We start from the raw sequence: 24,389 nt of genomic DNA, 5'->3' as shown, positions 1-24,389 counted from the left end.
CCGGCTCCTCCGGAGGAGGGGCGGAGACCCGAGCACCCACCGATGACGCAGATCTCGGTTCTCGCCGACGCCATCGGGGCGCGCGTCGAGATCGTCAATGCAGCCGCCGGAGAGGATGCGGCCCGCGCGGCCGCGATCACCGGCATCGACCTGCGCGCCCAGGGCATCCGCCCCGGCGACGTCTTCGCCGCGCTGCCCGGCGCGCGCGCCCACGGCGCCTCCTACGCGGGCACCGCGCTCGAACGCGGAGCGGTCGCCGTGCTGACCGACGAGGCCGGTCGCGACCTCGTCGCCGAGGCCACCTCCGATTCGGTCGCGGTCCTCGTCCATCCCGAACCGCGTGTCGCGCTGGGGGCGGCGTCGGCCACCGTCTACGGACACCCCTCCCGGAGCATGCAGGTCATCGGCATCACGGGCACGTCCGGTAAGACCACGACGTCCTATCTCGTCGAGGCAGGCCTCGTCGCGGCCGGACGCGTCGTCGGTCTCGTCGGGACCGTGGAGACCCGGATCGAAGGCATTCGCGTGCCGAGCACCCTCACGACACCCGAGGCGCCGCAGCTGCACGCCCTGTTCGCCGTCATGCGCGAACGCGGTGTCGACACGGTCGTGATGGAGGTTTCCAGCCATGCCCTCGCGCTCGGTCGCGTGGACGCCACCGAGTTCGCCGTCGGCGGGTTCACCAACCTGTCCCAGGACCATCTCGACTTCCACAAGGACCTCGACGACTACTTCGGCGCGAAGGCCCGGCTGTTCGCCGAGGACTCGCCGGTCCGGGCCCGCCGCGCGGTGGTGTGCACCGACGACGTGTGGGGACGTCGCATGGCCGAGGTCGCGCGCGCGGGCCGCGACGACGCGACCGCAGTCCGCACGGTCACCACAGGTGGCGACGGTGACGCTGCCGGCGCCGCGGCCGATTGGACGGTCACCGACGAGGTCCCCGAAGAGACGGGAGTGCAGCAGTTCACCCTGACCGGTCCGGACGGGATCGCCCGCCGCGCCACCGTCGGCCTGCCGGGCCGCTACAACGTCACCAACGCCGCTCTCGCTGTAGCGCTTTGCGCCGAGGTGGGCGCCGACATCGACGCCGCGATCCGCGGTATCGCCGATGTCGCGGTGCCCGGCCGGGTCGAACGGGTCGAGCGCGGTCAGGACTTCCTCGCCGTCGTCGACTACGCCCACAAGCCCGCGGCGCTCGAAGCGGTCATCGGAACCCTGCGCGCCGCGACCGAGGGACGCATCGCCGTCGTCGTCGGTGCGGGCGGCGACCGCGACCGGACGAAGCGGCCGATCATGGGCGAGGTCGCGGCGCGGGCCGCCGATCTGGTGGTCGTGACCGACGACAACCCACGAACCGAGAGCCCCGCCGCCATCCGCGCGGCCGTCCTCGACGGTGCACACTCCGTCCCGGCGGCCGAACGCGGCGAGATCCTCGAGATCGGCGATCGCGCCGCGGCGATCGACGCCGCGGTCGCGTGGGCCCGCCCGGGCGACGTCGTCCTCGTCGCCGGCAAGGGCCACGAGACGGGGCAGGAGATCGACGGAGTGAAGCACCCCTTCGACGACCGCGAGGTCCTCGGCGCAGCTCTCGACAAGTACCGGACCGCAGGACCCGACGGTGACCATCCGCCTGCTGCGGGCGGTTCGCATCACGGAGGCAAGGCATGATCCCGATGACACTGGCTCGGATCGCGGAGGTCGTCGGGGGCACCCTGCACGACGTCGACGATCCGTCCGCCGAGGTGACCGGTTCCGTCGAGTTCGACTCGCGACGGATCGGTCCCGGTGGCCTGTTCCTGGCGTTGCCCGGTGCGCGCTCGGACGGCCACGATCACGCCGCGGCCGCCGTCGCCGCCGGTGCGGTGGCGGTCCTGGCCGCACGGCCGGTGGGTGTGCCCGCGATCGTCGTGCCGCCGATTCTGCCGACCGAGACCAACGCCCTCGCGCTCGAACACGACAGCGACGGATCCGGCGCGGCCGTGCTCGCCGGCCTCGCGAAGCTCGCCCGCACCGTGGTGGACACGCTCACCGGCGCCGGCCTCACCGTCGTCGGTGTCACCGGTTCGGCGGGCAAGACGTCCACGAAGGACATGATCGCCGCCGTGCTCGCGCCGCTCGGTGAGGTCGTCGCCCCGCCCGGATCGTTCAACAACGAACTCGGCCACCCGTGGACCGCCCTGCGCGCCACCGCATCCACTCGCTTCCTCGTCCTCGAGAAGTCGGCACGCGGCCCCGGGCACATCGCGGCCCTGGCCCGCATCGCCCCGCCGCGGATCGGCGTCGTGCTCAACGTCGGTACCGCACACCTCGGCGAGTTCGGCTCGCAGGAGGTCATCGCCGAGACGAAGGGCGAACTCGTCGAGGCGCTGCCCAGCGCCGCCGAGGGGGGAGTGGCGATCCTCAACGCCGACGACACCCTCGTGTCGAAGATGGCGACCCGCACCACCGGTCGTGTGGTGACCGTCGGGACCGGGTCCGGTGCCGCCTATCGCGCCGAGGACATCCACCTCGACGACCAGGCGCGTGCCTCCTTCACCGCCGTCGTCCCCGGCGCCGACGGACAGGAGCGGCGCGTGCCCGTGCGGCTCGCCGTGCACGGCGAACACCAGATCGGCAACGCTTTGTCGGCGATCGCCGTCGCCGTGGAGTGCGGTGCGACGGTCGAGCAGGCCGCCGAGGCGCTCGCGACGGCGGGTCCCGTCTCGGCGCACCGCATGGCGGTGCAGACCCGATCCGACGGGGTGACCGTCATCGACGACGCCTACAACGCCAATCCCGATTCCATGCGCGCAGCCGTGAAGGCCCTGGTCACCATGGCGCGGTCCGGTCCGGATCGCCGGCGCACCTTCGCGGTGCTGGGGGAGATGGCCGAGCTCGGGGACGACGCCGTCGTCGCCCACGACGCCATCGGACGCCTCGCCGTGCGCCTCGACGTCACCCGCATCATCGCCGTCGGTGCCACGCGGCCGGTCCGGGGTCTGTTCCAGGGCGCCGTGATGGAAGGATCGTGGGGTGAGGAAGCGAGCCACGTACCCGATGCCGACGCCGCGATCGCGTTGTTGCGCGACGAACTGCAACCGGGCGACATCGTGCTCGTGAAGGCATCGCAGTCCGTGGGACTGTGGACCGTCGCCGAGGCCGTCCTCGCGGACGACCCCGGTGCCGGAGACAACGACGCTGCTGTGGGGACGGAGGACGCCCGGTGAGACAGATCCTGTTCGCGGCGGGCATCGCGCTCGCAGTCTCGATCCTGCTCACCCCCCTCCTGATCAAGATGTTCTCCCGGCAGGGCTTCGGGCAGGAGATCCGGGTCGAGGGCCCGCAGAGCCACCAGTCCAAGCGCGGCACCCCCACCATGGGCGGCGTCGCGATCCTCGCCGGTCTGTGGGCCGGTTACTGGGGGTCGCATCTCATCGGTACGGGATACGACGCGGAAGGTCCCACGGCCTCGGGTCTGCTCGTGCTCGGCCTGACGACGGCGCTCGGCGGCGTCGGCTTCCTCGACGACTTCATCAAGATTCGCAAGCAGCGCAATCTCGGTCTGAACAAGACGGCCAAGCTGGTCGGCCAGCTGGTCGTCGCGGTGGGCTTCGGCATCCTCGCGCTGCAGTTCCGCAATGCGGACGGTCTCACCCCGGCCAGCACCGATCTGTCCTACGTGCGCGATATCGCCACGGTCTCGATGGGCTCGATCGTGTTCATCCTGTTCGTCTATCTGCTGGTCAGCGCATGGTCGAACGCGGTGAACCTCACCGACGGTCTCGACGGTCTCGCTGCGGGTTCGATGGCGCTGGTGCTCGGCGCCTACGTCATCATCACCTTCTGGCAGTACCGCAACGCGTGCGCCGTGGAGCCGACCGCCGGGTGCTACGACGTCCGTGATCCGCTCGATCTCGCGTTGCTGTGCGCCGCCGGCGCCGCCGCCTGCATCGGCTTCCTGTGGTGGAACGCCGCACCGGCCAAGATCTTCATGGGCGACACGGGCTCGCTCGCCCTCGGCGGCATGCTGGCCGGTCTGTCCATCACGACCCGCACCGAGCTGCTCATGGTGGTCATCGGCGCGCTGTTCGTCGCGGAGGCCGCCTCGGTGGTCATCCAGGTCGCGGTCTTCCGGTCCAGCCGCAGGCGGGTGTTCCGGATGGCACCTTTCCACCATCACTTCGAACTCGGCGGATGGGCCGAGACCACGGTGATCATCCGGTTCTGGTTGCTCGCCGCCATCGCCTCGGCGATCGGTCTGGCCCTCTTCTACAGCGAATACCTCGCGGCGATCGGGGACTGACCGTGAACGACGAACTCGAACGGCTCAGAGGACGGGCGGTGCTCGTCGCCGGGGCAGGGGTGTCCGGCCGCGCGACGATCGAACCCCTTACCGATCTCGGCGCCCACGTCACCGTCACCGACCGCAACGAGCGGGCACTGGCCGAGTGCGCGGCGCTCGGCGCCCGGACGGTCGACCTCGACAGTCTCGTCGACGACCCCGCTGCGCTGCGCGAGTTCGCCCTGGTGGTCACGAGTCCCGGATTCCCGCCCGACGCCCCGCTGCTCTCGCGCGCGGCCGGCGCGGCGATCCCCATCTGGGGCGACATCGAACTGTCCTGGCGCATCGACCGCGCCGAGGTCTACGGACCGGCCCGTCGGTGGCTGGCCGTCACCGGGACGAACGGCAAGACCACTACGACCATGATGCTGCACGCGATCCTCGAGGCCTCCGGCCTCGGCAGCGTCGCGTGCGGCAACATCGGTCTTCCCGTGCTCGACGCCCTGCGCCGCGACGAACCGCGGGCCGACGTACTCGCCGTCGAGTTGTCGTCCTTCCAGCTGCACTGGGCGCCCTCGGTTCGGCCCGAGGCCGGCGTCGTGCTCAACATCGCCGAGGACCATCTCGACTGGCACGGCGGCATCGAGAACTACATCGAGGCCAAACTCGGTGCGCTCACCGGCGCCGTCGGGGTCATCGGTCTCGACGACCCGATCGCCGGTGGTCTCGGCGACCGGTCCCGTGCCGTGGTCACCGTGGGCTTCACCCTGGGCTATCCCCAGGAAGGCGAACTCGGGATCAGCGGCGAACTGCTCGTCGACCGGGCGTTCGCCGATTCCGCCGTGCTCGCCCGGGTGGACGACGTGACGCCGCCCGGCCCCGCCGGACTGTCCGACGCACTCGCGGCCGCAGCCCTCGCCCGGGCCATCGACGTGCCCGCCTCGGCGGTGCACGACGGCCTGCGACGGCACCGCGTCGGTCCGCACCGCGCCGCGCCGGTCGGGCAGGTCGACGGCGTCGAGTACATCGACGATTCGAAGGCGACCAATCCGCACGCGGCCCGTAGTTCGCTGCTCGCCCGCGACCGCGTGGTGTGGATCGCCGGTGGTCTGCTCAAGGGCGCCCGCGTGGACGACCTGGTCGCCGAGGTTGCGCCGCGACTGTCCGGAGCCGTGCTGCTCGGCCGCGACGCCGGCGACATCGCCGACGCGCTGGCGCGACACGCCCCGCAGGTCCCGGTCGTCGTCGTGGACACGGGCGACGATGAAGCGATGACCGATGCGACGAGCGAGACCGACACGTCTTCGGTGAGGAGGGCCGTGGCACGGGGCGCCGACGGTCCTGCCGCGATGCGCGTGGTGGTCCGGGAGGCGGCCGCACTCGCCTCGCCGGGGGAGACGGTGCTGCTCGCCCCGGCCGCGGCATCGCTCGACATGTTCGCCGATTACGCGGAGCGCGGCCGGAGTTTCGCGTCCGCGGTCGAGGAACTCCGCGGGGGCGGGACGCAACCGTGACCCCTCGGGCAGGAGCGACCCGAGCAGGGGCGAACACCGACGAGCCGGTGGTCGGAGTACGCGGCCGGTTCGGGGCCTGGATGGCGCGACCGCTCGCGTCCTTCCATCTCGTGGTGACGATCGCCGTCCTGCTCACCGTGCTCGGCCTCGTCATGGTGCTGTCGTCGTCGAGCGTCGGCGCGGTGGCCGCGGCGGGATCGGCCTACGGATTGTTCACCTCCCAGGCGATCTTCGCCGTCCTGGGCATGGTGATCTTCTACATCGCGCTGCAGATCCCGGTCCGGGTGATGCGACGCTTCGCCTTCCCGGCGTTCGCGTTCTCGGTCGTGCTGCTCGTGCTCGTGCTCATACCGGGCATCGGTACGGTCTCGCAGGGCACCCGGGGGTGGTTCGTCATCGCCGGTATCTCGTTGCAGCCGGCGGAGATCGCCAAGATCACCCTTGCCGTGTGGGGTGCGCACCTGCTCGCCTCCCGGCGTGGGGAGAACTCGACGCTGCGCGAGATGCTCGTCCCGCTCGTCCCGGCCGCCCTGCTCGTGACCGGCCTGATCGTGCTCCAGCCCGACCTCGGCACCACCGTCTCGATCGTGATCATCGTGATCGCCCTGTTGTGGTTCGCGGGACTGCCGCTCAAGGTGTTCCTCGGGATCGTCGGCACGGCCGCCACACTCGCGGTGATCCTGGCCTTGACGGCCGGCTATCGCTCGCAGCGTGTGCGGGCCTTCTTCAACCCCGGCGACGACCCGCAGGGTGCCGGTTACCAGGCGCGACAGGCGAAGTTCTCCCTCGCGGACGGCGGCCTGTGGGGTCGCGGGCTCGGTCAGAGCCGCGCGAAGTGGAGTTATCTGCCCAACGCCCACAACGACTTCATCTTCGCGATCATCGGTGAGGAACTGGGCTTCCTCGGTGGAGTGGCCGTCATCGGCCTGTTCGGTCTGTTCGCCTATGTCGGACTGCGGATCGCGATGCGCTCGGCCGACCCCTTCCTGCGCCTGTTCACTGCGACGGCGACGACGTGGATCATCGGCCAGGCCTTCATCAACATCGGCTACGTCGTGGGACTGCTGCCCGTGACCGGCCTGCAGTTGCCGCTCGTGTCGGCCGGTGGTACCTCGACGGCCACCACCCTGCTGATGTTCGGCCTGATCGCCAACGCAGCCAGACACGAACCCGAGGCCATCGCCGCGCTGCACGCGGGTCAGGACGGCCGGTTCGCGCGGCTGCTGCGCCTGCGCAAGCCGGAGGCCTACCGGGCCGGTCGCTCCTCGGCGGCGCGTACGGTCGCAGCACGACAGCCGCGAGCGCGGGCCGCGGCGCCCGAGCGCAGTGCCCGCCCCGCGTCGAAAGGTGGGGGATCGCGCAAGCGGCAGTCCCCCGCACCGAACGAGCGGCAACGGGGAGCCGCGACGGACCGCCGGACATCGGCAGGCCGGACTGAACCCCGGGAGGGGACCGGCCGGGCCCGGCGTGCACAACCTGCACGCGAACCGGCTCGCGGCCGGCAGCAGACGAACCGCACGACACGCGGATCGAACGGACGAAGCGGAGAGAGAGGGAACCGTAGGTGAGTGGGGAGAGGCCGGCACTGTCGGTGGTGGTGGCCGGAGGCGGCACGGCCGGTCATATCGAACCGGCACTCGCGGTGGCCGACGCCGTTCGCGCACTCGTGCCTGACGCGCGGATCACCGCGATCGGCACCGAACGGGGACTCGAGACGACGCTGGTGCCGCGCCGCGGATATCCCCTCGAACTCATCCCGCCGGTGCCGCTGCCCCGCAAGCCGACGGTGGACCTGCTGAGACTTCCCGGCCGGGTGGTCTCGTCGGTGCGCCGTACCAGGCAGATCCTCGACGAGGTCGGCGCCGACGTCGTCGTCGGTTTCGGCGGGTACGTCGCGTTGCCCGCCTATCTCGCGGCCGGAGCCGGTCCGCTGCGTCGACGCCGGCGCATCCCGGTCGTCGTCCACGAGGCCAATGCCAGTGCGGGCATCGCCAATCGCATCGGTGCCCTGCGGGCCGAGCGCGTGCTCGCCGCCGTCCCGCGCTCGGGAATCGTCCGGCGCGGTGACGCGCAGATCGTGGGGATCCCGGTCCGCTCGTCGATCACCGGTCTCGACCGCGCCGGGCTGCGCGCGGAGGCACGCCGGCACTTCGGTCTGCCCGACGACGTACCCGTGCTGCTCGTCTTCGGTGGGTCGCAGGGTGCACGCTCGCTGAACGAGGCCGTGTCCGGCGCGTCCTCGGCACTCGCGGAGGCCGGCATCGCGGTGCTGCACGCGCACGGACCGAAGAACACCGTGGACATCCCCGCCCATGTCGGTCACGCCCGCGCCCCGTACGTCACCGTGCCCTATCTCGAACGGATGGACCTCGCGTACTCCGCCGCCGATGCGGTGGTCTGCCGGTCCGGGGCCATGACGGTCGCGGAGGTCTCGGCGGTGGGTCTGCCCGCCGTGTACGTGCCGCTCCCGCACGGGAATGGTGAACAGGAGCTCAACGCCCGCCCCGTCGTCGAGGCCGGCGGTGGCAGGATCGTCGCCGACGGCGACCTGACTTCGGACTATGTCGCCACGGAAGTGGTGTCGCTGCTCGGCGACGAGCGGAGACTCGTGGAGATGGGGCGCAGCGCCGCGGCCGCTGGTCACCGCAGCGCCGCAGACGAGATGGCGCGCATAGTGCTCGAGGTTGCCGGAGTGGAACCGAACAGGAGTGAACGATGAGTGCGCAGTTACCCGCCGAACTCGAGCGGGTGCACATGGTCGGTATCGGCGGTGCCGGGATGTCGGGCATCGCCCGGATCCTGCTCGCCCGTGGGGGACAGGTATCGGGTTCCGACGCGAAGGAGAGCCGCGGTGTGCTCGCGCTGCGGGCCCGCGGCGCGCAGGTCCGCATCGGCCACGCCGCCGAGGCTCTCGACCTGCTGGAGGGTGGTCCTACCGCCCTGGTCACAACGTTCGCGGCTATCCCGAAGGACAATCCCGAACTGGTCGCCGCCCGCGAGCGGGGCATCCCGATCCTGTTGCGACCCGCGGTCCTCGCCTCGCTGATGCGAGGGAACCGCACCTTCCTGGTCTCCGGCACCCACGGCAAGACCTCCACGACGTCGATGCTCGTCGTCGCGCTGCAGCACTGCGGCCTCGATCCGTCCTTCGCGGTGGGCGGTGAACTCAACGAATCCGGGACCAACGCCCACCACGGCAGCGGGGACGTCTTCGTCGCCGAAGCCGACGAGAGCGACGGCTCGCTGCTGCAGTACGACCCGAACACCGTGATCGTCACGAACATCGAGGCCGATCACCTCGACTACTTCGGCACGCCGGAGGCGTACACGGCGGTCTTCGACGAGTTCGTCGCCCGCATCGCCCCCGGCGGCCTGCTCGTCGTCTGCCTCGACGACCCCGGCTCGGCGGCCCTCGCCGAGCGCGTCGTCGCCCTCGGCCGCGACGACCTGCGGGTGCAGGGTTACGGCACCGCCGACGTCATCGGCACCGTGGGCGACCACCGCGGCGTTCCCGTCGGGGTGCGGCTGCTCGGCTGGGAGGCCAAGGATGTCGGCGGCGTCGCCGAGTTCCACCTCGCGGGTGAGGATTCGCCGCGCACCGTGCGACTGTCCGTCCCCGGCCGGCACATGGCGCTCAATGCTCTCGCCGCGCTGCTCGCCGCGCTCGAAGCCGGAGCGCAGGTCGACGAGGCGATGGAAGGCCTCGCCGGTTTCGGTGGTGTGCACCGGCGGTTCCAGTACACCGGCCGCGAACACGGTGTGCGGGTGTTCGACGACTACGCCCACCATCCCACCGAGGTCCGCGCGGTCCTTGCGGCCGCGGCCGAACTCGTGGCGGGAGAGCCGCTGCGCTACACCGAGACGGGCACCGAACGGCCCCGCGTGATCGTCGTCTTCCAGCCGCATCTCTACTCGCGCACCGAGGCGTTCGCCACCGAGTTCGGGCAGGCTCTCGACCTCGCCGACGAGGTCGTGGTGCTCGACGTCTACGGCGCCCGGGAGGAACCGATCCCGGGTGTGAGCGGTGCGCTGGTCGCGCGGGCGGTGAGCAAGCCTGTGCACTACCAGCCGAATCTGTCCGCGGTGCCGCGGCAGGTCGCGCGTCTGACCCGGCCGGGTGATGTCGTGATCACGATGGGTGCCGGTGACGTCACGATGCTGGGCCGGCAGATCCTCGACGCGCTCCACAGCAAACCGGGTCGCTTCCGTCCGGCCGGGGCGGCTCCCGAGCCCGGCGGATTCCGCGCACCCGGCGGTTCCGGACCGGGACCGATCAGCTCGTGACGCCCGCCGCCGTCTCGTCGCGCCGCCGTCGCGGACGACCGTCACGCGAACCGCGTGAGCCCGATGAAGCCCGCGAACGCAGCACTGCCCGCCGCCCGTCCGGGCGGTCGGTGCGCCTGCGGACGGTACTGCTAGGGGCGGCTGTCGTCGCGGTGTTCCTCGGCGCCATCGCGGTGGCGTGGCTGTCGCCGTTGCTGTCCGTGCGGGTGATCGAGGTGGACGGGATCGAGGTCGTCACCTACGACGAGGTGGTCGACGCGCTCGCGGTCGCCGAGGGCACGCCGCTGCTCCGGGTCGACACGGCCGCGGCGGCCCAGCGGGTCGCGACGATTCCGCGTGCGGCGTCGGCCCGGGTCCAGCGGGTCTATCCCTCCACCGTCCGGGTGACAGTGACCGAGCGCGAGGCGATGGTCTTCTTCGACGCCCCCGACGGCACCCACTCTGTCGACATCGAGGGAGTGGACTTCGCGGTCGAGCCGCCTCCGATGTTCACTCCCCGTCTCGTCACTCCGACGCCGGGCACCGGCGATCCCGCGACCCGCGCCGCCGTGGAGGTGCTCGACAAGTTACCGCCCGACCTGCGCGTGCAGGTGGAGACGGTCGAAGCGCCCTCCCCGTCCGACATCTCGATCGTCCTCACCGACGGGCGTGTCGTGGTGTGGGGTGGAACCGATCGTTCCGAGCGGAAGGCGGCGGTCGTCGGCCCGCTGCTGACACAGCCGGGGGAGCGATTCGACGTGGCGAGTCCCGACCTGCCGACGGTGAGGTGAGGGATCGACGAAATTCGTCCGGCGTGTCCGGCGCGTCTACTGGCTAATCTCGGTACCCGTGCCATAGCGTTTCGGACAGTCGCGTTACTTGACATAACCTTCAAGCTGTGGTTGAGGGTTTGTCGGGGCAGCGCGCTGCGGAGCCGTCCGCCCGACCGGCGGACGTGACCGACATCGAGTCAGACCCAGACCCAGCACCACCCGGACACCATGCACCACCCGGAACTTCAGGAAGGCGAGAGCACATGACGCCCCCGCACAACTACCTCGCCGTAATCAAGGTCGTCGGTATCGGCGGTGGCGGCGTGAACGCGGTCAACCGCATGATCGAGCAGGGACTCAAGGGAGTCGAGTTCATTGCCGTCAACACCGACGCGCAAGCCCTGCTCATGTCGGATGCCGACGTCAAGCTCGACGTCGGCCGCGAACTGACCCGCGGACTCGGCGCCGGCGCAGACCCGGAGGTCGGCCGCAAGGCCGCCGAGGATCACAAGGACGAGATCGAAGAAGTACTCAAGGGCGCCGACATGGTCTTCGTGACCGCAGGCGAGGGTGGTGGAACCGGTACCGGCGGCGCTCCCGTCGTCGCGAGCATCGCCCGCAAGCTCGGCGCGCTCACCGTCGGTGTCGTCACGCGTCCGTTCTCGTTCGAGGGCAAGCGCCGCGGCAGTCAGGCCGACACCGGCATCCAGACGCTGCGCGAGTCCTGCGACACGCTCATCGTCATCCCCAACGACCGGCTCCTCCAGCTCGGCGACGCCGCCGTCAGTCTCATGGACGCCTTCCGCTCCGCCGACGAGGTGCTCCTCAATGGTGTCCAGGGCATCACCGACCTCATCACCACACCGGGTCTGATCAACGTCGACTTCGCCGACGTGAAGGGCGTCATGTCGGGTGCCGGCTCCGCGTTGATGGGCATCGGCTCGTCGCGCGGCGAGGGGCGTGCGATCAAGGCCGCGGAGGCCGCTATCAACTCGCCGCTGCTCGAGGCGTCGATGGAAGGCGCGCGCGGCGTGCTGCTGTCGATCGCCGGCGGATCCGATCTCGGCCTGTTCGAGATCAACGAGGCTGCCTCGCTCGTGCAGGAGGCCGCGCACATCGACGCCAACATCATCTTCGGCACGGTCATCGACGACTCGCTCGGCGACGAGGTCCGCGTGACCGTCATCGCCGCGGGCTTCGAGGGCGGAACGCCTGCCCGCCGTCCCGTCGAGGTCGGCCAGCAGCAGCAGGGGCAGGCGCAACAGCAGCCTCCGCAGCAGCAGCAGCAGCCGGCCGGTCGGCCCGGTGCAATCGGCGTCGCGCGCGCCGGCGAACTCGGCCGTCCCGAGCGCGAGACCGTCGAAACCACCCCCGTGCGCGAGCAGCCCCCCGTCGGCAGCCAGCCGCCGGCCGGAGGCGGCAACGCACCCCGCAGCGTGGACATCGACGACGACGGTGACGACGACGTCGACGTGCCGATCTTCATGCGCCGTTGACGGCTCCGCACCGCCTGCTGCGCGCCCGCCGGGTCGTGACCACACGAGCCGGCGGGGTGTCCGCAGCTCCGTACGACAGTTTCAACCTCGCCGATCACGTCGGTGACGACCCGGCCGCAGTCGCTGCCAACCGGCGGCGGCTCGCGTCCGTCATCGGGTTGCCGCCCGAGCGGTTCGTCTGGATGGAACAGATCCACAGCCGCAACGTCACCGTGGTCGACGCGCCGGTGTCCGAACCCGTTCCCGCCACCGATGCGCTCGTCACCCGCGAGACCGGGCTCGCGCTCGTGACCCTCAGCGCCGACTGCGTGTCGATCCTGCTGTCCGACGAGGTGGCCGGGGTGGTCGCCGCGGTGCACGCCGGCCGGGTGGGGGCGCGCATCGGGATCCTCCCGCGCGTGCTCGACGTCATGGTCGATCTCGGCGCCCGCCCCGATCGCATCGGTGCGCTGCTCGGACCGGCCGCGAGTGGCCGGCAGTACGAGGTGCCCGCGGCGATGAGGGCCGATGTCGAGGCACACCTGCCCGGCAGCGCGACCCGCACGAACCGCGGTACTCCCGGACTCGACCTGCGTGCCGGACTGCGCCGCCAGCTCGCCGATCACGGCGTGACCGCCGTGGTGGAGGATCCGCGCTGCACGATCGAGGACACCTCGCTGTTCAGCCACCGGCGTTCGGCACCCACGGGGCGGTTCGCCTCGGTCGTCTGGCTCGAGGAGGCCGGCGAGGAGGGAACGGCGTGAGCCCCCCCACCTCCGAGGAGCGGCGCGACGAACTCGCCGGACGTCTCGCCGCCGTACGCGAGCGGCTCGACGCCGCGGCGCGCGCCGCCGGACGCGATCCGTCGGACGTCGCGTTGCTGACTGTCACCAAGTTCTTTCCCGCCTCCGACGCCGTGCTCCTCCACGAGCTGGGATGCGAACGCTTCGGCGAGTCCCGCGAGCAGGAGGCGAGCGCGAAGATCGCCGTGTTCCGGGAGAGCGTCGACGCGCCGGTCGAGTGGCACATGATCGGTCGGGTGCAGCGCAACAAGGCCCGTGCCGTCGCCCGTTGGGCGCACACGGTGCACTCGGTCGACAGTCTCCGTCTCGTGCAGGCCTTCGAGAAGGGGGCGCGGGCCGCCCTCGACACCGGCGAACGCACCGTACCGCTGCGGGCACTGCTGCAGGTCAGCCTCGACGGCGACCGGGAGCGCGGCGGCGTGGTCGCCGAGGATCTTCCCGCCCTCGCCGAGGCGGTCGCCGCGTCCGAGGTCCTCGAACTCGGAGGCTTGATGGGAGTGCCGCCGCTCGGGTGGGAGCCCGAGCGGGCATTCGAGCAGCTTCACGCCATGCATGCACGGTTGCTGCAGGACCACCCGGCGGCGGTGGAGCTGTCCGCGGGCATGTCGGGTGACCTCGAGCACGCGGTTCGATGGGGTTCGACGTGCGTGCGTGTCGGAACGGCGGTCTTGGGGTATCGACCGTTAGCCTGAATGACATCCGCCGCGCGAGGGAAAGGCGATCGATGAGCACACTCCACAAGTTCAAGGCGTACTTCGGGATGGTGCCGCTCGAGGATTACGAGGACGAGTACCTCGACGATCCGGCGAGTGGCCGCCGCGACCGTGATCGCGACTACGGCGAGGCCACTTATGGCGGCTACGCGCCGTCGCATCGCGACGAGTACGCCCCGTCGCACCGCGAGGAACCGGTTCGCGAGTTCGAGCACGACGAGTTCGACCGGTACGAGCCGGCACCGCGTCCGCGGGTCGAACCCATCACCGCTCGCAGTCCCCGTCCGGCGCCCACCCCGGCCCGCGCGGTTCCCAGCCGTGCACCACTGACGGCGGAGAGCCGGCTCGAGCGCGCCGAGCCCCGGCGTGGTGCGCTCTTCGACGAGGGAGGTCCGTTGTCCAAGATCACCACGTTGCGCCCCCGCGACTACAGCGAGGCGCGCACGATCGGTGAGCGTTTCCGCGACGGAACGCCGGTCATCATGGACCTCGTCGAGATGAGCAACGCCGACGCCAAGCGACTCGTCGACTTCGCGGCCGGGCTCGCCTTCGCGCTGCGCGGTTCGTTCGACAAGGTGGCCACGAAGGTCTTCCTGCTCTCGCCCGCCGACATCGACGTCTCCGCCGAGGAACGGCGGCGTATCGCCGAGACCGGCTTCTACAACCAGCAGTAGTCGACGCGCGCTGCGCGGGCGTGCACCCGGCACGTCCGTCGCGGCATGCCCGTCGCCGTCCCTCGAGCGTTCCGACACGCCCGGCCATGATGCAGATCACTGCAGGCCGGGCGTTTCGGTTTTGATCGACCCGTCATCGTCGGGCATTGTGGGCAGGTGGCCGTTTTCGAGGTGCTGTGGTTCCTGCTGTTCATCTTCTGGCTTCTGCTGATCGGACGGATCATCGTCGAGTTCATCAGAACCTTCGCGCGGGAGTGGAAGCCGTCCGGCTTCGTGGTCGTCGTTCTCGAGGCGATCTTCACGGTCACGGATCCGCCGGTGAAGCTGCTGCGGAGACTGATTCCGCCGCTCAATCTCGGTGGTGTACGGCTCGATCTGTCCATCATGGTCTTGCTGTTCATCGTGTATTTCCTCATGGCATTCCTGCCCAGGGGCGGCGCAGCATGATGCCTGCGTCGGACGTCGGGTCGAGCCGTCCCGGAGCTGCCGTGTGCCACAATGGAGTGCCATATACAGTGGGTTTTGATACGCGTAACGCACTGTCGATTACTCAGAACGCCTGCTTGACCGCTTACTCGACGCGTGAAGGGATCCTTCCATGCCGCTGACACCAGCTGATGTGCACAATGTCGCGTTCAGCAAGCCTCCGATCGGGAAGCGTGGTTACAACGAGGACGAGGTCGACGCCTTCCTCGATCTCGTCGAGCAGGAGTTGACGAACCTCATCGAGGAGAACGCCGACCTGCGTCAGCGGGTCGCCGAACTCGACCAGGAGCTTGCCGAAGCCAAGAAGGCGCCGCGCAGCGCGTCGTCGTCCGCGCCGGCGGCCCCGTCCAAACCCGAACCCGCGCGTGTCGTCGAGACACCCAAGCCGGAACCCGCCCCGGCGCCGGCTCCGGCACCCGTCCCGGTCGCCGCTGCGCCGTCGAGCGGCGACGCGAGCATGCAGGCCGCCAAGGTCCTCGGGCTCGCGCAGGAGATGGCCGACCGCCTCACAGGCGACGCCAAGGCCGAGGCCGAGGAGCTCGTGCGCAACGCTCGGACCAACTCCGAGCAGCTCGTCTCCGACGCCCGCACCCGCAGCGAGGCGATGATCGCCGACGCGCGGCAGAAGTCCGACGCGATGCTCGCCGATGCCCGCACCCGTTCGGAGACCCAGCTGCGTCAGGCCAAGGAGAAGGCCGACGCGCTGCAGGCGGACGCGGAGAAGAAGCACACCGAGATCATGGCCACGATCAACCAGCAGCGTTCGGTGCTGGAGGAGCGCATCGAGCGGCTCAAGACGTTCGAGCGTGAATACCGGGTGCGCCTGAAGTCCTATCTGGAGTCGCAGCTCGAAGAGCTCGAGCAGCGCGGTTCCGCCGTTCCGGTGGACGGTGGACAGGAAGTGTTCAACCAGTCCAACTCGTCGTCGTCGTTCGGATCGTCGTCCTTCGCGAAGGGCAACAGCTGACCGACGGTCTCTCCGGCTGGTGCTGTACGGCCTGGTGCTGTACCTCGGTAGAGGAGGAGCGTCGTGCTCGTCGTCACGCTGGTACTCGCAGCTGTCGGATTCGGTCTTCTCGTGATCGCGTTGATGACCGGTTCGGTGCTCTGGGCATGGGGTTGTATCGCGGTGTGCGTCGTGGGAGCGGTGCTCCTGCTGGCGAGCACGCTCGGCGGACGGAGTTCGGCCGAAGGTGAGTGGGCCGATCCCCGTTCCGTCGGGCAGGCCGGAGCCTCGGGCGGACGTCCCGGTCGGCGTGCATCGCGCCGGCGTCGCGGCGACCGGAATTCTTCGGATCGCTGAAGCGTCCTACAATATGCATCACCGAGCGTGAAGCTCGATCCCGCGATCGCGGGCGGCGTCGATCCGGCCATCACCGGGGAGCCTCCGGAAGAACGGCGACCTTGCCGGTCGCCCAGTAGAACCGGACGGGTGGGCCCGTCACAGCCCGAACGAGTGGCCGTCCCCCGGGACGAGCAAGCGGGGTGGTACCGCGGTGGCCGTGCACGCGCACGGCGATCGTCCCCGTGCCGAGACGTATCCAGGCACGGAGGAGCCACGCTGTGACCGAGAACCACGCTGCACCGGATCCCACCGCAGCAACCGCCGGCAGTACTGCCGGATATCCGCGCGTCGACTACGACCTGCCGCGCGATTCGGGTGTCGACTTCCCGGCGCTCGAAGAATGTGTGCTCGCACAATGGGCCTCCGACGGCACCTTCGAGGCCTCGCTGCGCAACCGCGACGGCGCCGACGAGTTCGTCTTCTACGACGGCCCGCCCTTCGCGAACGGACTCCCGCACTACGGGCACCTGCTCACCGGCTACGTCAAGGACGTCGTCCCGCGTTTCCAGACCATGCTCGGCAAGAAGGTCGACCGTCGCTTCGGCTGGGACTGCCACGGCCTGCCCGCCGAGCTCGAGGCGGAGAAGCAGCTCGGCATCAAGGACAAGTCCGAGATCGACTCGATGGGCGTGGCCGAGTTCAACGCCTACTGCAAGCAGTCGGTGCTGCGCTATACCGGTGAGTGGCGCGACTACGTCACCCGCCAGGCACGCTGGGTCGACTTCGACAACGACTACAAGACCCTCGACCTCGACTTCATGGAGTCGGTCATGTGGGCGTTCAAGTCGCTGTACGAGAAGGGCCTGATCTACCAGGGCTTCCGCGTGCTGCCCTACAGTTGGTACGAGCAGACGCCGCTGTCGAACCAGGAGACCCGTCTCGACGACGCCTACAAGATGCGTCAGGACCCGGCGGTCACCGTCGACATGGTGCTGCGCGCCCCCGGCTCCGAACTCGACGGCGCGTGCGCGCTCATCTGGACCACCACGCCGTGGACCCTGCCGTCCAACCTCGCGATCGCGGTGCACCCCGAGATCGAGTATGTCGCCGTGCGCGGGGCCGACGACAAGACCTACCTGCTCGCGCAGGATCGTCTCGGCCACTACGCCCGCGAACTCGGCGAGGAGCCCGAGGTGCTCGGCCGTTACCGCGGCACCGACCTCGTCGGTCTCGCCTACGAGCCGCCCTTCGACTTCTTCACCGGCCGCGAGAACGCCCACCGGGTGATCGCCGCCGACTACGTCACCACCGAGTCCGGCACCGGAATCGTCCACCTCGCACCGGCTTTCGGTGAAGAGGACATGGAGTACTGCCAGCGCAACGGCATCGAGCTCGTCCAGCCGCTCGATCCGGGCGGCAAGTTCACCTCGATGGTGCCGCCGTACGAGGGTCTGCAGGTCTTCGACGCCAACCCGGCCATCATCAAGGACCTCAAGGCCGCCGGAAAGCTTGTGCGGCACGAGACCATCGAGCACTCCTACCCGCACTCGTGGCGGTCGGGTCAGCCGTTGATCTACATGGCGGTGCCGTCGTGGTTCGTCGCCGTCACCCGTTTCCGCGACCGCATGGTCGAGCTCAACCAGCAGATCACGTGGGTGCCCGAGCACATCCGCGACGGTCAGTTCGGCAAGTGGCTCGAAGGTGCCCGCGACTGGAACATCAGCCGTAACCGCTACTGGGGCAGCCCGATCCCGGTATGGATCTCGGACGACCCGGAGTACCCGCGTGTCGACGTCTACGGTTCGCTCGACGAACTCGAACGCGACTTCGGCGTGCGGCCCACCGACCTGCACCGGCCGATGATCGACGAACTCACCCGGCCGAATCCCGACGACCCGACCGGGAAGTCGACCATGCGTCGCGTCCCCGAGGTCCTCGACTGCTGGTTCGAGTCCGGCTCGATGCCGTTCGCCCAGGTGCACTATCCCTTCGAGAACCGCGACTGGTTCGACACGCACTACCCGGGCGACTTCATCGTCGAGTACAACGGCCAGACCCGCGGCTGGTTCTACACGCTTCACGTCCTGGCCACCGCGTTGTTCGACCGTCCCGCCTTCAAATGCGTTGCCGCCCACGGCATCGTTCTCGGCGATGACGGCCTCAAGATGAGCAAGTCGAAGGGCAACTATCCCGACGTCAACGAGGTCTTCGCCCGCGACGGTTCCGACGCGATGCGCTGGTTCCTCATGTCCTCGCCGATCCTGCGCGGCGGCAACCTCGTCGTCACCGAACAGGGTATTCGCGAGGGCGTGCGGCAGGCGCTGCTGCCGCTGTGGAACGCGTGGAGCTTCCTCCAGCTGTACGCGTCGAAGCCGGGCACCTGGCGGACCGATTCGACAAACGTGCTCGACCGGTACATCCTCGCCAAGCTCGCGCAGACCCGCGACGTCATCACCGAGGCACTCGAGACCGTAGACATCGCCGGGGCGTGCGACGAGCTGCGCACCTTCTGCGACGCGCTGACCAACTGGTACGTGCGCCGCTCGCGGAACCGGTTCTGGGACGAGGACACCGACGCGATCGACACCCTCCACACGGTGCTCGAGGTCGTCACGCGCCTGGCCGCGCCGCTGCTGCCGATGGCGTCCGAGGTGATCTGGCGGGGTCTGACCGGTGGTCGGTCGGTGCACCTGGCGGACTGGCCGGCGGCCGACGACCTGCCCTCGGATCCCGCGCTCGTCGCGGCGATGGACGAGGTGCGCGGGGTGTGCTCGACCGTGCTGTCGCTGCGCAAGGCCCAGAAGCTGCGCGTGCGGCTGCCGCTGCCCGAGGTGACGGTGGCGACGCCTGGTTCGTCGCATCTCGATCCGTTCGTCGATCTCATCAAGGACGAGGTCAACGTCAAGCGGGTCGTGACCACCGACGACGTCGAGGCCCACGGCCGGTTCGAGGTGGTCGTCAACGCGCGTGCCGCCGGTCCGCGTCTCGGCAAGGACGTGCAGACGGTCATCAAGGCCGTCAAGGCGGGAGACTGGACGCAGGCGGAGGACGGCACGGTCACCGCGGCCGGCATCGCCCTGCTGCCCGAGGAGTACACCAGCCGTCTGGTCGCGGCCGAGCCGGAATCCACCGCCGCGCTGCCGGGTGGCAACGGCCTGGTGGTCCTCGACACGGCCGTCACCGAGGAACTCGAGGCCGAGGGCTGGGCCAAGGACCGCATCCGCGAGTTCCAGGACGCGCGCCGCAACCTCGGCCTGGAGGTCTCCGACCGCATCTCGGTGCGGTTCGAGGTTCCCGCCGAACGCGCCGAATGGGCTGCCCGCCACCGGGATCTGATCGCCGGCGAGATCCTCGCCACGACCTTCGAACTCGGTGCCCCCGAGGGCGAGGCGATCGAACTCGGCGAGGGAACCCGCGCGTCCATCGTCAAGGCGTGACCGGGCCGGTGCTTCCGGGAGGATCGAGCGTCCTTCCGGAAGCACCGGTCTGCGGCCTCCCGCCGGACGTGTGGGTGCGGCGCACTAGTCTCGACACGTGCCCGCTTCCGTGAGTCGGCGCTGGGTGTTGCACCTGGATCTCGACGCGTTCTTCGCGTCCGCCGAGCAGTTGACCCGGCCGACCCTGCGGGGCCGGCCGGTCCTCGTCGGTGGGCTCGGTGCCCGCGGGGTGGTGGCCGGCGCGAGCTACGAGGCTCGCGTCTACGGTGCGCGCTCGGCCATGCCGATGAGCCGGGCACGGCGCCTCGTCGGACCGGCGGCGGTCGTGCTGCCTCCGCGCGGAATCCTGTACCGCGAACTGAGCGGACTCGTCTTCGACACCCTGCGCGCCCGGATCCCCATTCTCGAGACCCTCTCGCTCGACGAGGCGTTCGCCGAGCCTCTCGAACTGGCCGGCGCCGACGCCGACGAGGTCGAACGCTTCTGTGCGGAGCTACGCGAACACGTCAGGGAGAAGACGGGTCTCGTCGCCTCCATCGGAGCAGGATCGGGTAAGCAGATCGCGAAGATCGGGTCCGGTCTCGCGAAACCGGACGGGCTGCTCGTCGTCCGGCCCGAAGGCGAGCTTCCGTTGCTGCACAGCCTGCCGGTGCGCAAGCTGTGGGGGATCGGTCCGGTGGCCGAGGACCGGTTGCGGCGACTCGGTATCGAGACCATCGGCGATCTCGCGGCGCTGCCCGTCGCCGAGGCCGCGTCGATCCTCGGCGGCACCATCGGACCGGGATTGCACCGGCTGGCCAACGGATTCGACGACCGGCCCGTCGCCGAACGCGCCGAGGCGAAACAGGTCAGCGCCGAGACCACCTTTCCCACGGACATCGTCGCGATGCCCGGACTGCGGCGGGCGATCGCCGCGTCCGCGACCGCCGCGCACACACGCCTGCGCAAGGACGGGCGTGCCGCCCGCACGGTGGTGCTCAAGCTGCGCAAGGCCGACATGTCGGTGCTCACCCGGTCGTCGACCCTGCCCTACGCCACCGAGGACGTGCAGGTGCTCACCGCCGCCGCCCAGCGCCTCGCGCTCGATCCCCTCGAGATCGGCCCCGTCCGGCTCGTCGGGGTGGGTTATGCGGGTCTGTCCGCGATCGCGCAGGACACCCTGTTCCCCGAACTCGACCGGACGACGACCGAGGAGATCGGACCGGCCGAGGAGGACGACGAGGAGCGCGTCGTGGCGAGCGGGCCGGCCACCCGGTGGACGCCGGGCGCCGACGTCTGCCATCCCGAATTCGGGCACGGATGGGTGCAGGGCGCGGGCCACGGCGTGGTCACCGTCCGCTTCGAGACACGCAGCACGGGTCCGGGACCAGCGCGGACGCTCGACGAGGACGATCCCGACCTCACCGTCGCCGACCCGCTCGCGAGCCTGAACTGAAACATGTTCCCGGCGCCCTCATGGTCTTCTTACTACCGCCGGGTACTCTTGCGGGCGATCCGCTGCCGGATGACCGAGCACGACGAACACATCGTGCACGACCGAACGAGAAGGACGAGAAGTTGAAGCTTCGCAAGATCACCGTCGCCACCGTGGCGCTCGCCGCCGCCCTCACGATGTCCGCCTGCAGCTCGGACGACGGCGGTAGCTCCTCCGAGACGACCGCGAAGACCAGCACGACCACGACCGCCGCGGCTCCGGCCGTCGACTACCCGCCGGTGCCCACCGTCGAGGAGCTCAACGCCGACCTCGCGCGCGCCTTCGACCTGAGCGTCCCGGCCGCCGAGAAGACCGACCTGGTTCAGGGTGCCGAGGAGGATCCCGAGCTGATCAACATGGTCGCCCAGGCGGCCAACGACGCCGGTGTGCAGGTCAACGTCGTCGACGTGACCGACAACGAGAACGGCACGATCACCGCCGGTGTCGAGATGGCGCTCGCGGGCAGCGACCAGCCGTCCTTCGGCACGGTCGACTTCGTCGCCGAGGACGACACCTGGAAGGTGTCGAAGGACTACGCGTGCTCCATCGTCATCAACATGGCGCAGCTGCAGTCCCCGGCCTGCGTGTGATGTAGTACTCGTCCCGAACGAACCGACGGCCGGCGCGGATCATCCGCGCCGGCCGTCGGTGTTCGTCCGTCTCCCGGACTACTGATCCGAGGTGTTCCAGCCCACCCGGTCGACCTGCGACTGCGACAGGCGCGTTCCGCCGTCCGGCTCGACGTAGGTCTGATCGCCGCGCACCGTCAGTTCCCCGCCGACGGGCAGGGGGAGCGACGCGTCGATCGTCATCGACCCCTCACCGGCCATCGTGTACTGCTCGATGTCGAGACGGCCCTGCCCGTTCGGCAGCACCCAGGTGGACTCGCGCGGTGTCTGTTCAACCTTCACGTCGACCGTGATGCGGTCGTCCTCCCGCTCGACGAGCGTCGCCGTCCCGACCTGGTCGAGGGTGATGCCCGCGCTCATCACCTGCTGGTGGATCTCCCACACCGCGCCCACCCCGACGGCTTCCTCCGGGAACGAGACGATGCGATAGACGGCCTGGTAGAAGGCCTGCTCGATCGCCGACCGTGCGATATTCGCCGCATCGGGAGTGGGCTCGAGGCGCAGCGCACTGATCGCGCCGGTGGGGCCGATCGTCAGTCCGGCTCCGGAACCCTCGGCATCGGACAGTGCCGATCCGAGCGTCTCGTCCGGCGACGTCGCCGATCCGACGGTGATGTCGACCACGGTGCTCGGGTCCTCGTCGGAGACCGCCCGCTCGACCGTCGCCGAGAGCGGAAGGGTCAGCTCGGGAGTGGAGAAGTCCTGCTGCGGGTCGTCGCCGACGCGCTGGAAGACCTCGGACCGGGTGGTGAGGACGACGCCCTGCTGCACCCCGGCCTCCGGTACGAGCCGCACCACCGATCGGGGTTCGGCACCGGGGTCGAGCACTGTCGTGGTCACCGCCGACACCGGCACCGTCACCTCCGTCGATGTCGCCGCCGTGACGGCGGGCGCGCCGTCCGAAGGACCACCGCAACCGGCGACGAGAGCGGAGAGGGACAGCACAGCCGCGAGGGCACACGGCCCCGAGCGGGGGAATCTGGACAGCGCAGGCACGCCACCCAGGGTAGCCACGACGGGAGGGGGAACCGCCGCGGTCGTCCGGTAGGGGATGATGGAGCGGTGACGAACGAAGCTTCCCGACCCGACCGCGACGCGGAGACGCCGGTTCCCGGTCGTGCCGACGAGCCGTCCCCCTCCGTCGGCCGCCGCATGCTGCGGCCGCTGCTGCTCGTGGCGCTCGTCGTCTACGTCGCGGATCTGGTGACGAAGGTGCTCGCCGTCCACTACATCGACCCAGCCGATCCGATCTCGATCGTCGGCGACACGGTCACCCTGACACTCGTCCGCAATCCCGGTGCCGCGTTCTCCATGGCCACGGGCATGACCTGGTTGCTCACGCTGGTCGCGATCGCCGTCGTCGTCGGCGTCGTGAAGATCGGCCGGACCCTGAGATCGAGGTGGTGGGCGCTCGGCCTCGCCCTCGTCCTCGGGGGAGCGCTCGGCAATCTCACCGACCGTCTGTTCCGCTCGCCCGGACCGCTGCAGGGCCACGTCGTCGACTTCGTGTCGGTCGGATGGTGGCCGGTGTTCAACGTCGCCGACTCGGCCATCGTGTGCGGAGCGATCCTGCTCGTGGCCCTGACCGTCTTCGGCGTCGAACCCGACGGCGGTGCCTCGAAGGGCCGGGACGCAGCGCCGGGTGCGGACGAAACGAGAAAGGAATCACACCAGTGAGGGAAACCCGCGCGATGCCCGTACCCGACGGGCTCGACGGGATGCGTGTCGATGCAGGCCTCGCGCGCCTGCTCGGTCTGTCCCGGACCGTGGTCGCCACGCTCACCGAGGAGGGCGCCGTCGTGGTCGACGGCGCTGCGGTGGGCAAGTCCGACCGACTGTCCGCAGGCTCCTGGCTCGAGGTGGAACTGCCCGAGCCGCCCCGCCCCCTGACCATCGAGGCCCAGCCCGTCGAGGGCATGGAGATCCTCTACGCCGACGACGACATCGTCGCGGTCGACAAGCCCGTGGGTGTCGCCGCCCACGCGAGCGTCGGCTGGACCGGACCGACTGTGATCGGCGGCCTCGCCGCCGCCGGCTACCGGATCTCCACGTCCGGCGCCCACGAACGCCAGGGCATCGTGCACCGGCTCGACGTGGGCACCTCCGGCGTCATGGTGGTCGCGACGTCCGAACGCGCCTACACCGTCCTCAAGCGCGCCTTCAAGGAACGCACGGTCGACAAGCGGTACCACGCGCTCGTCCAGGGGCATCCCGACCCGAGCAGCGGCACCATCGACGCACCGATCGGCCGCCACCGCAGCAGCGACTGGAAGTTCACGGTCACCGCCGACGGCAAACCCAGCGTGACGCACTACGACACGATCGAGGCGTTCCAGGCCGCGAGCCTGCTCGACATCCATCTCGAGACCGGTCGGACCCATCAGATCCGGGTGCACTTCTCGGCACTGCGTCACCCCTGCTGCGGCGACCTCACCTACGGAGCCGACCCACGTCTCGCGGCGCGTCTCGGTCTCGAACGGCAGTGGCTGCACGCGTGCACCCTCGGGTTCTCGCACCCGACGCGCGGGCACTGGGTCGAGATCACCAGCAAGTACCCGCCGGATCTCGAACACGCGCTCGCCGTGTTGCGCAACGCCTGACC

At 70.0% G+C, this 24,389-nt stretch carries 21 protein-coding genes; 20 read left to right on the top strand and 1 reads right to left on the bottom strand.

The window, feature by feature from the left end:
- Positions 1-42: 42 nt before the first annotated feature.
- The 18 genes from RBB84_RS09700 (at position 43) to RBB84_RS09615 (ending at position 21,748) form a co-directional block, all read left to right on the top strand.
- Complete coding sequence (locus tag RBB84_RS09700) at positions 43-1,668, top strand: UDP-N-acetylmuramoyl-L-alanyl-D-glutamate--2,6-diaminopimelate ligase (protein WP_006554144.1); 1,626 nt, start codon at positions 43-45, stop codon at positions 1,666-1,668.
- Positions 1,665-3,206, top strand: coding sequence for a UDP-N-acetylmuramoyl-tripeptide--D-alanyl-D-alanine ligase (gene murF, locus RBB84_RS09695; protein ID WP_033097601.1), 1,542 nt, complete (start codon positions 1,665-1,667; stop codon positions 3,204-3,206). Before RBB84_RS09700 ends, murF begins: the two co-directional genes overlap by 4 nt.
- On the top strand, positions 3,203-4,282 hold the full coding sequence (gene mraY / locus RBB84_RS09690) for a phospho-N-acetylmuramoyl-pentapeptide-transferase (RefSeq protein WP_006554142.1): 1,080 nt from the start codon (positions 3,203-3,205) through the stop codon (positions 4,280-4,282). The genes murF and mraY overlap by 4 nt, the downstream gene beginning before the upstream one ends.
- A 2-nt stretch (positions 4,283-4,284) precedes the next feature.
- A complete protein-coding gene (gene murD, locus RBB84_RS09685; protein WP_019289756.1) occupies positions 4,285-5,775 on the top strand; it encodes a UDP-N-acetylmuramoyl-L-alanine--D-glutamate ligase in 1,491 nt (496 codons plus the stop codon).
- Between the two features lie 80 nt (positions 5,776-5,855).
- Positions 5,856-7,343, top strand: a complete 1,488-nt coding sequence (gene ftsW, locus RBB84_RS09680) for a putative lipid II flippase FtsW (protein ID WP_050993496.1) — start codon at positions 5,856-5,858, stop codon at positions 7,341-7,343.
- On the top strand, positions 7,340-8,494 hold the full coding sequence (murG, locus tag RBB84_RS09675; RefSeq protein WP_033097602.1) for an undecaprenyldiphospho-muramoylpentapeptide beta-N-acetylglucosaminyltransferase: 1,155 nt from the start codon (positions 7,340-7,342) through the stop codon (positions 8,492-8,494). Before ftsW ends, murG begins: the two co-directional genes overlap by 4 nt.
- Complete coding sequence (gene murC, locus RBB84_RS09670; RefSeq protein ID WP_033097603.1) at positions 8,491-10,059, top strand: UDP-N-acetylmuramate--L-alanine ligase; 1,569 nt, start codon at positions 8,491-8,493, stop codon at positions 10,057-10,059. Before murG ends, murC begins: the two co-directional genes overlap by 4 nt.
- Positions 10,060-10,169: 110 nt before the next feature.
- Positions 10,170-10,829 carry an FtsQ-type POTRA domain-containing protein gene (locus RBB84_RS09665; protein WP_033097684.1) on the top strand — a complete coding sequence of 220 codons (660 nt, stop codon included), beginning with the start codon at positions 10,170-10,172 and terminating at the stop codon, positions 10,827-10,829.
- A 245-nt stretch (positions 10,830-11,074) separates the two neighbouring features.
- Complete coding sequence (gene ftsZ, locus RBB84_RS09660; protein ID WP_033097604.1) at positions 11,075-12,307, top strand: cell division protein FtsZ; 1,233 nt, start codon at positions 11,075-11,077, stop codon at positions 12,305-12,307.
- Positions 12,304-13,050, top strand: coding sequence for a peptidoglycan editing factor PgeF (gene pgeF / locus RBB84_RS09655; protein WP_033097605.1), 747 nt, complete (start codon positions 12,304-12,306; stop codon positions 13,048-13,050). Before ftsZ ends, pgeF begins: the two co-directional genes overlap by 4 nt.
- On the top strand, positions 13,047-13,781 hold the full coding sequence (locus tag RBB84_RS09650) for a YggS family pyridoxal phosphate-dependent enzyme (protein ID WP_033097606.1): 735 nt from the start codon (positions 13,047-13,049) through the stop codon (positions 13,779-13,781). The genes pgeF and RBB84_RS09650 overlap by 4 nt, the downstream gene beginning before the upstream one ends.
- Before the next feature lie 32 nt (positions 13,782-13,813).
- Positions 13,814-14,476, top strand: coding sequence for a cell division protein SepF (locus RBB84_RS09645; RefSeq protein ID WP_006554133.1), 663 nt, complete (start codon positions 13,814-13,816; stop codon positions 14,474-14,476).
- A 156-nt stretch (positions 14,477-14,632) separates the two neighbouring features.
- Positions 14,633-14,923: a YggT family protein gene (locus RBB84_RS09640; RefSeq protein ID WP_006554132.1), complete on the top strand. Its 291-nt coding sequence runs from the start codon at positions 14,633-14,635 to the stop codon at positions 14,921-14,923.
- Positions 14,924-15,074: 151 nt separating this feature from the next.
- Complete coding sequence (locus RBB84_RS09635) at positions 15,075-15,929, top strand: DivIVA domain-containing protein (RefSeq protein ID WP_006554131.1); 855 nt, start codon at positions 15,075-15,077, stop codon at positions 15,927-15,929.
- Between the two features lie 63 nt (positions 15,930-15,992).
- The gene (locus RBB84_RS09630; RefSeq protein WP_006554130.1) at positions 15,993-16,265 is read left to right on the top strand and encodes a hypothetical protein; all 273 of its coding nucleotides are present in this window, start codon (positions 15,993-15,995) and stop codon (positions 16,263-16,265) included.
- A gap of 260 nt (positions 16,266-16,525) precedes the next feature.
- Positions 16,526-19,684: an isoleucine--tRNA ligase gene (ileS, locus tag RBB84_RS09625; RefSeq protein WP_033097607.1), complete on the top strand. Its 3,159-nt coding sequence runs from the start codon at positions 16,526-16,528 to the stop codon at positions 19,682-19,684.
- A 124-nt stretch (positions 19,685-19,808) separates the two neighbouring features.
- Positions 19,809-21,119, top strand: coding sequence for a DNA polymerase IV (locus tag RBB84_RS09620; RefSeq protein WP_033097608.1), 1,311 nt, complete (start codon positions 19,809-19,811; stop codon positions 21,117-21,119).
- A gap of 122 nt (positions 21,120-21,241) precedes the next feature.
- Positions 21,242-21,748, top strand: coding sequence for a hypothetical protein (locus tag RBB84_RS09615; protein ID WP_033097609.1), 507 nt, complete (start codon positions 21,242-21,244; stop codon positions 21,746-21,748).
- A 78-nt stretch (positions 21,749-21,826) separates the two neighbouring features.
- Here the strand turns inward: RBB84_RS09615 and RBB84_RS09610 are convergent, their stop codons facing one another.
- Entirely contained in the window at positions 21,827-22,783 is a 957-nt protein-coding gene (locus RBB84_RS09610; protein WP_033097610.1) for a hypothetical protein, read from the bottom strand.
- 66 nt (positions 22,784-22,849) lie between these two features.
- On the opposite strand from RBB84_RS09610, the gene lspA reads away from it, so the two are divergent.
- Both lspA and RBB84_RS09600 read left to right on the top strand, forming a co-directional pair.
- Entirely contained in the window at positions 22,850-23,464 is a 615-nt protein-coding gene (gene lspA, locus RBB84_RS09605) for a signal peptidase II (RefSeq protein ID WP_033097611.1), read from the top strand.
- 14 nt (positions 23,465-23,478) lie between these two features.
- Entirely contained in the window at positions 23,479-24,387 is a 909-nt protein-coding gene (locus tag RBB84_RS09600; protein WP_174247134.1) for an RluA family pseudouridine synthase, read from the top strand.
- Positions 24,388-24,389: the final 2 nt, after the last annotated feature.

The sequence above is a fragment of the Rhodococcus sp. D-6 genome, assembly GCF_040256695.1.
Lineage (GTDB): Bacteria > Actinomycetota > Actinomycetes > Mycobacteriales > Mycobacteriaceae > Rhodococcus > Rhodococcus pyridinivorans.
This window is presented reverse-complemented; position numbering and strand designations above follow the sequence as displayed.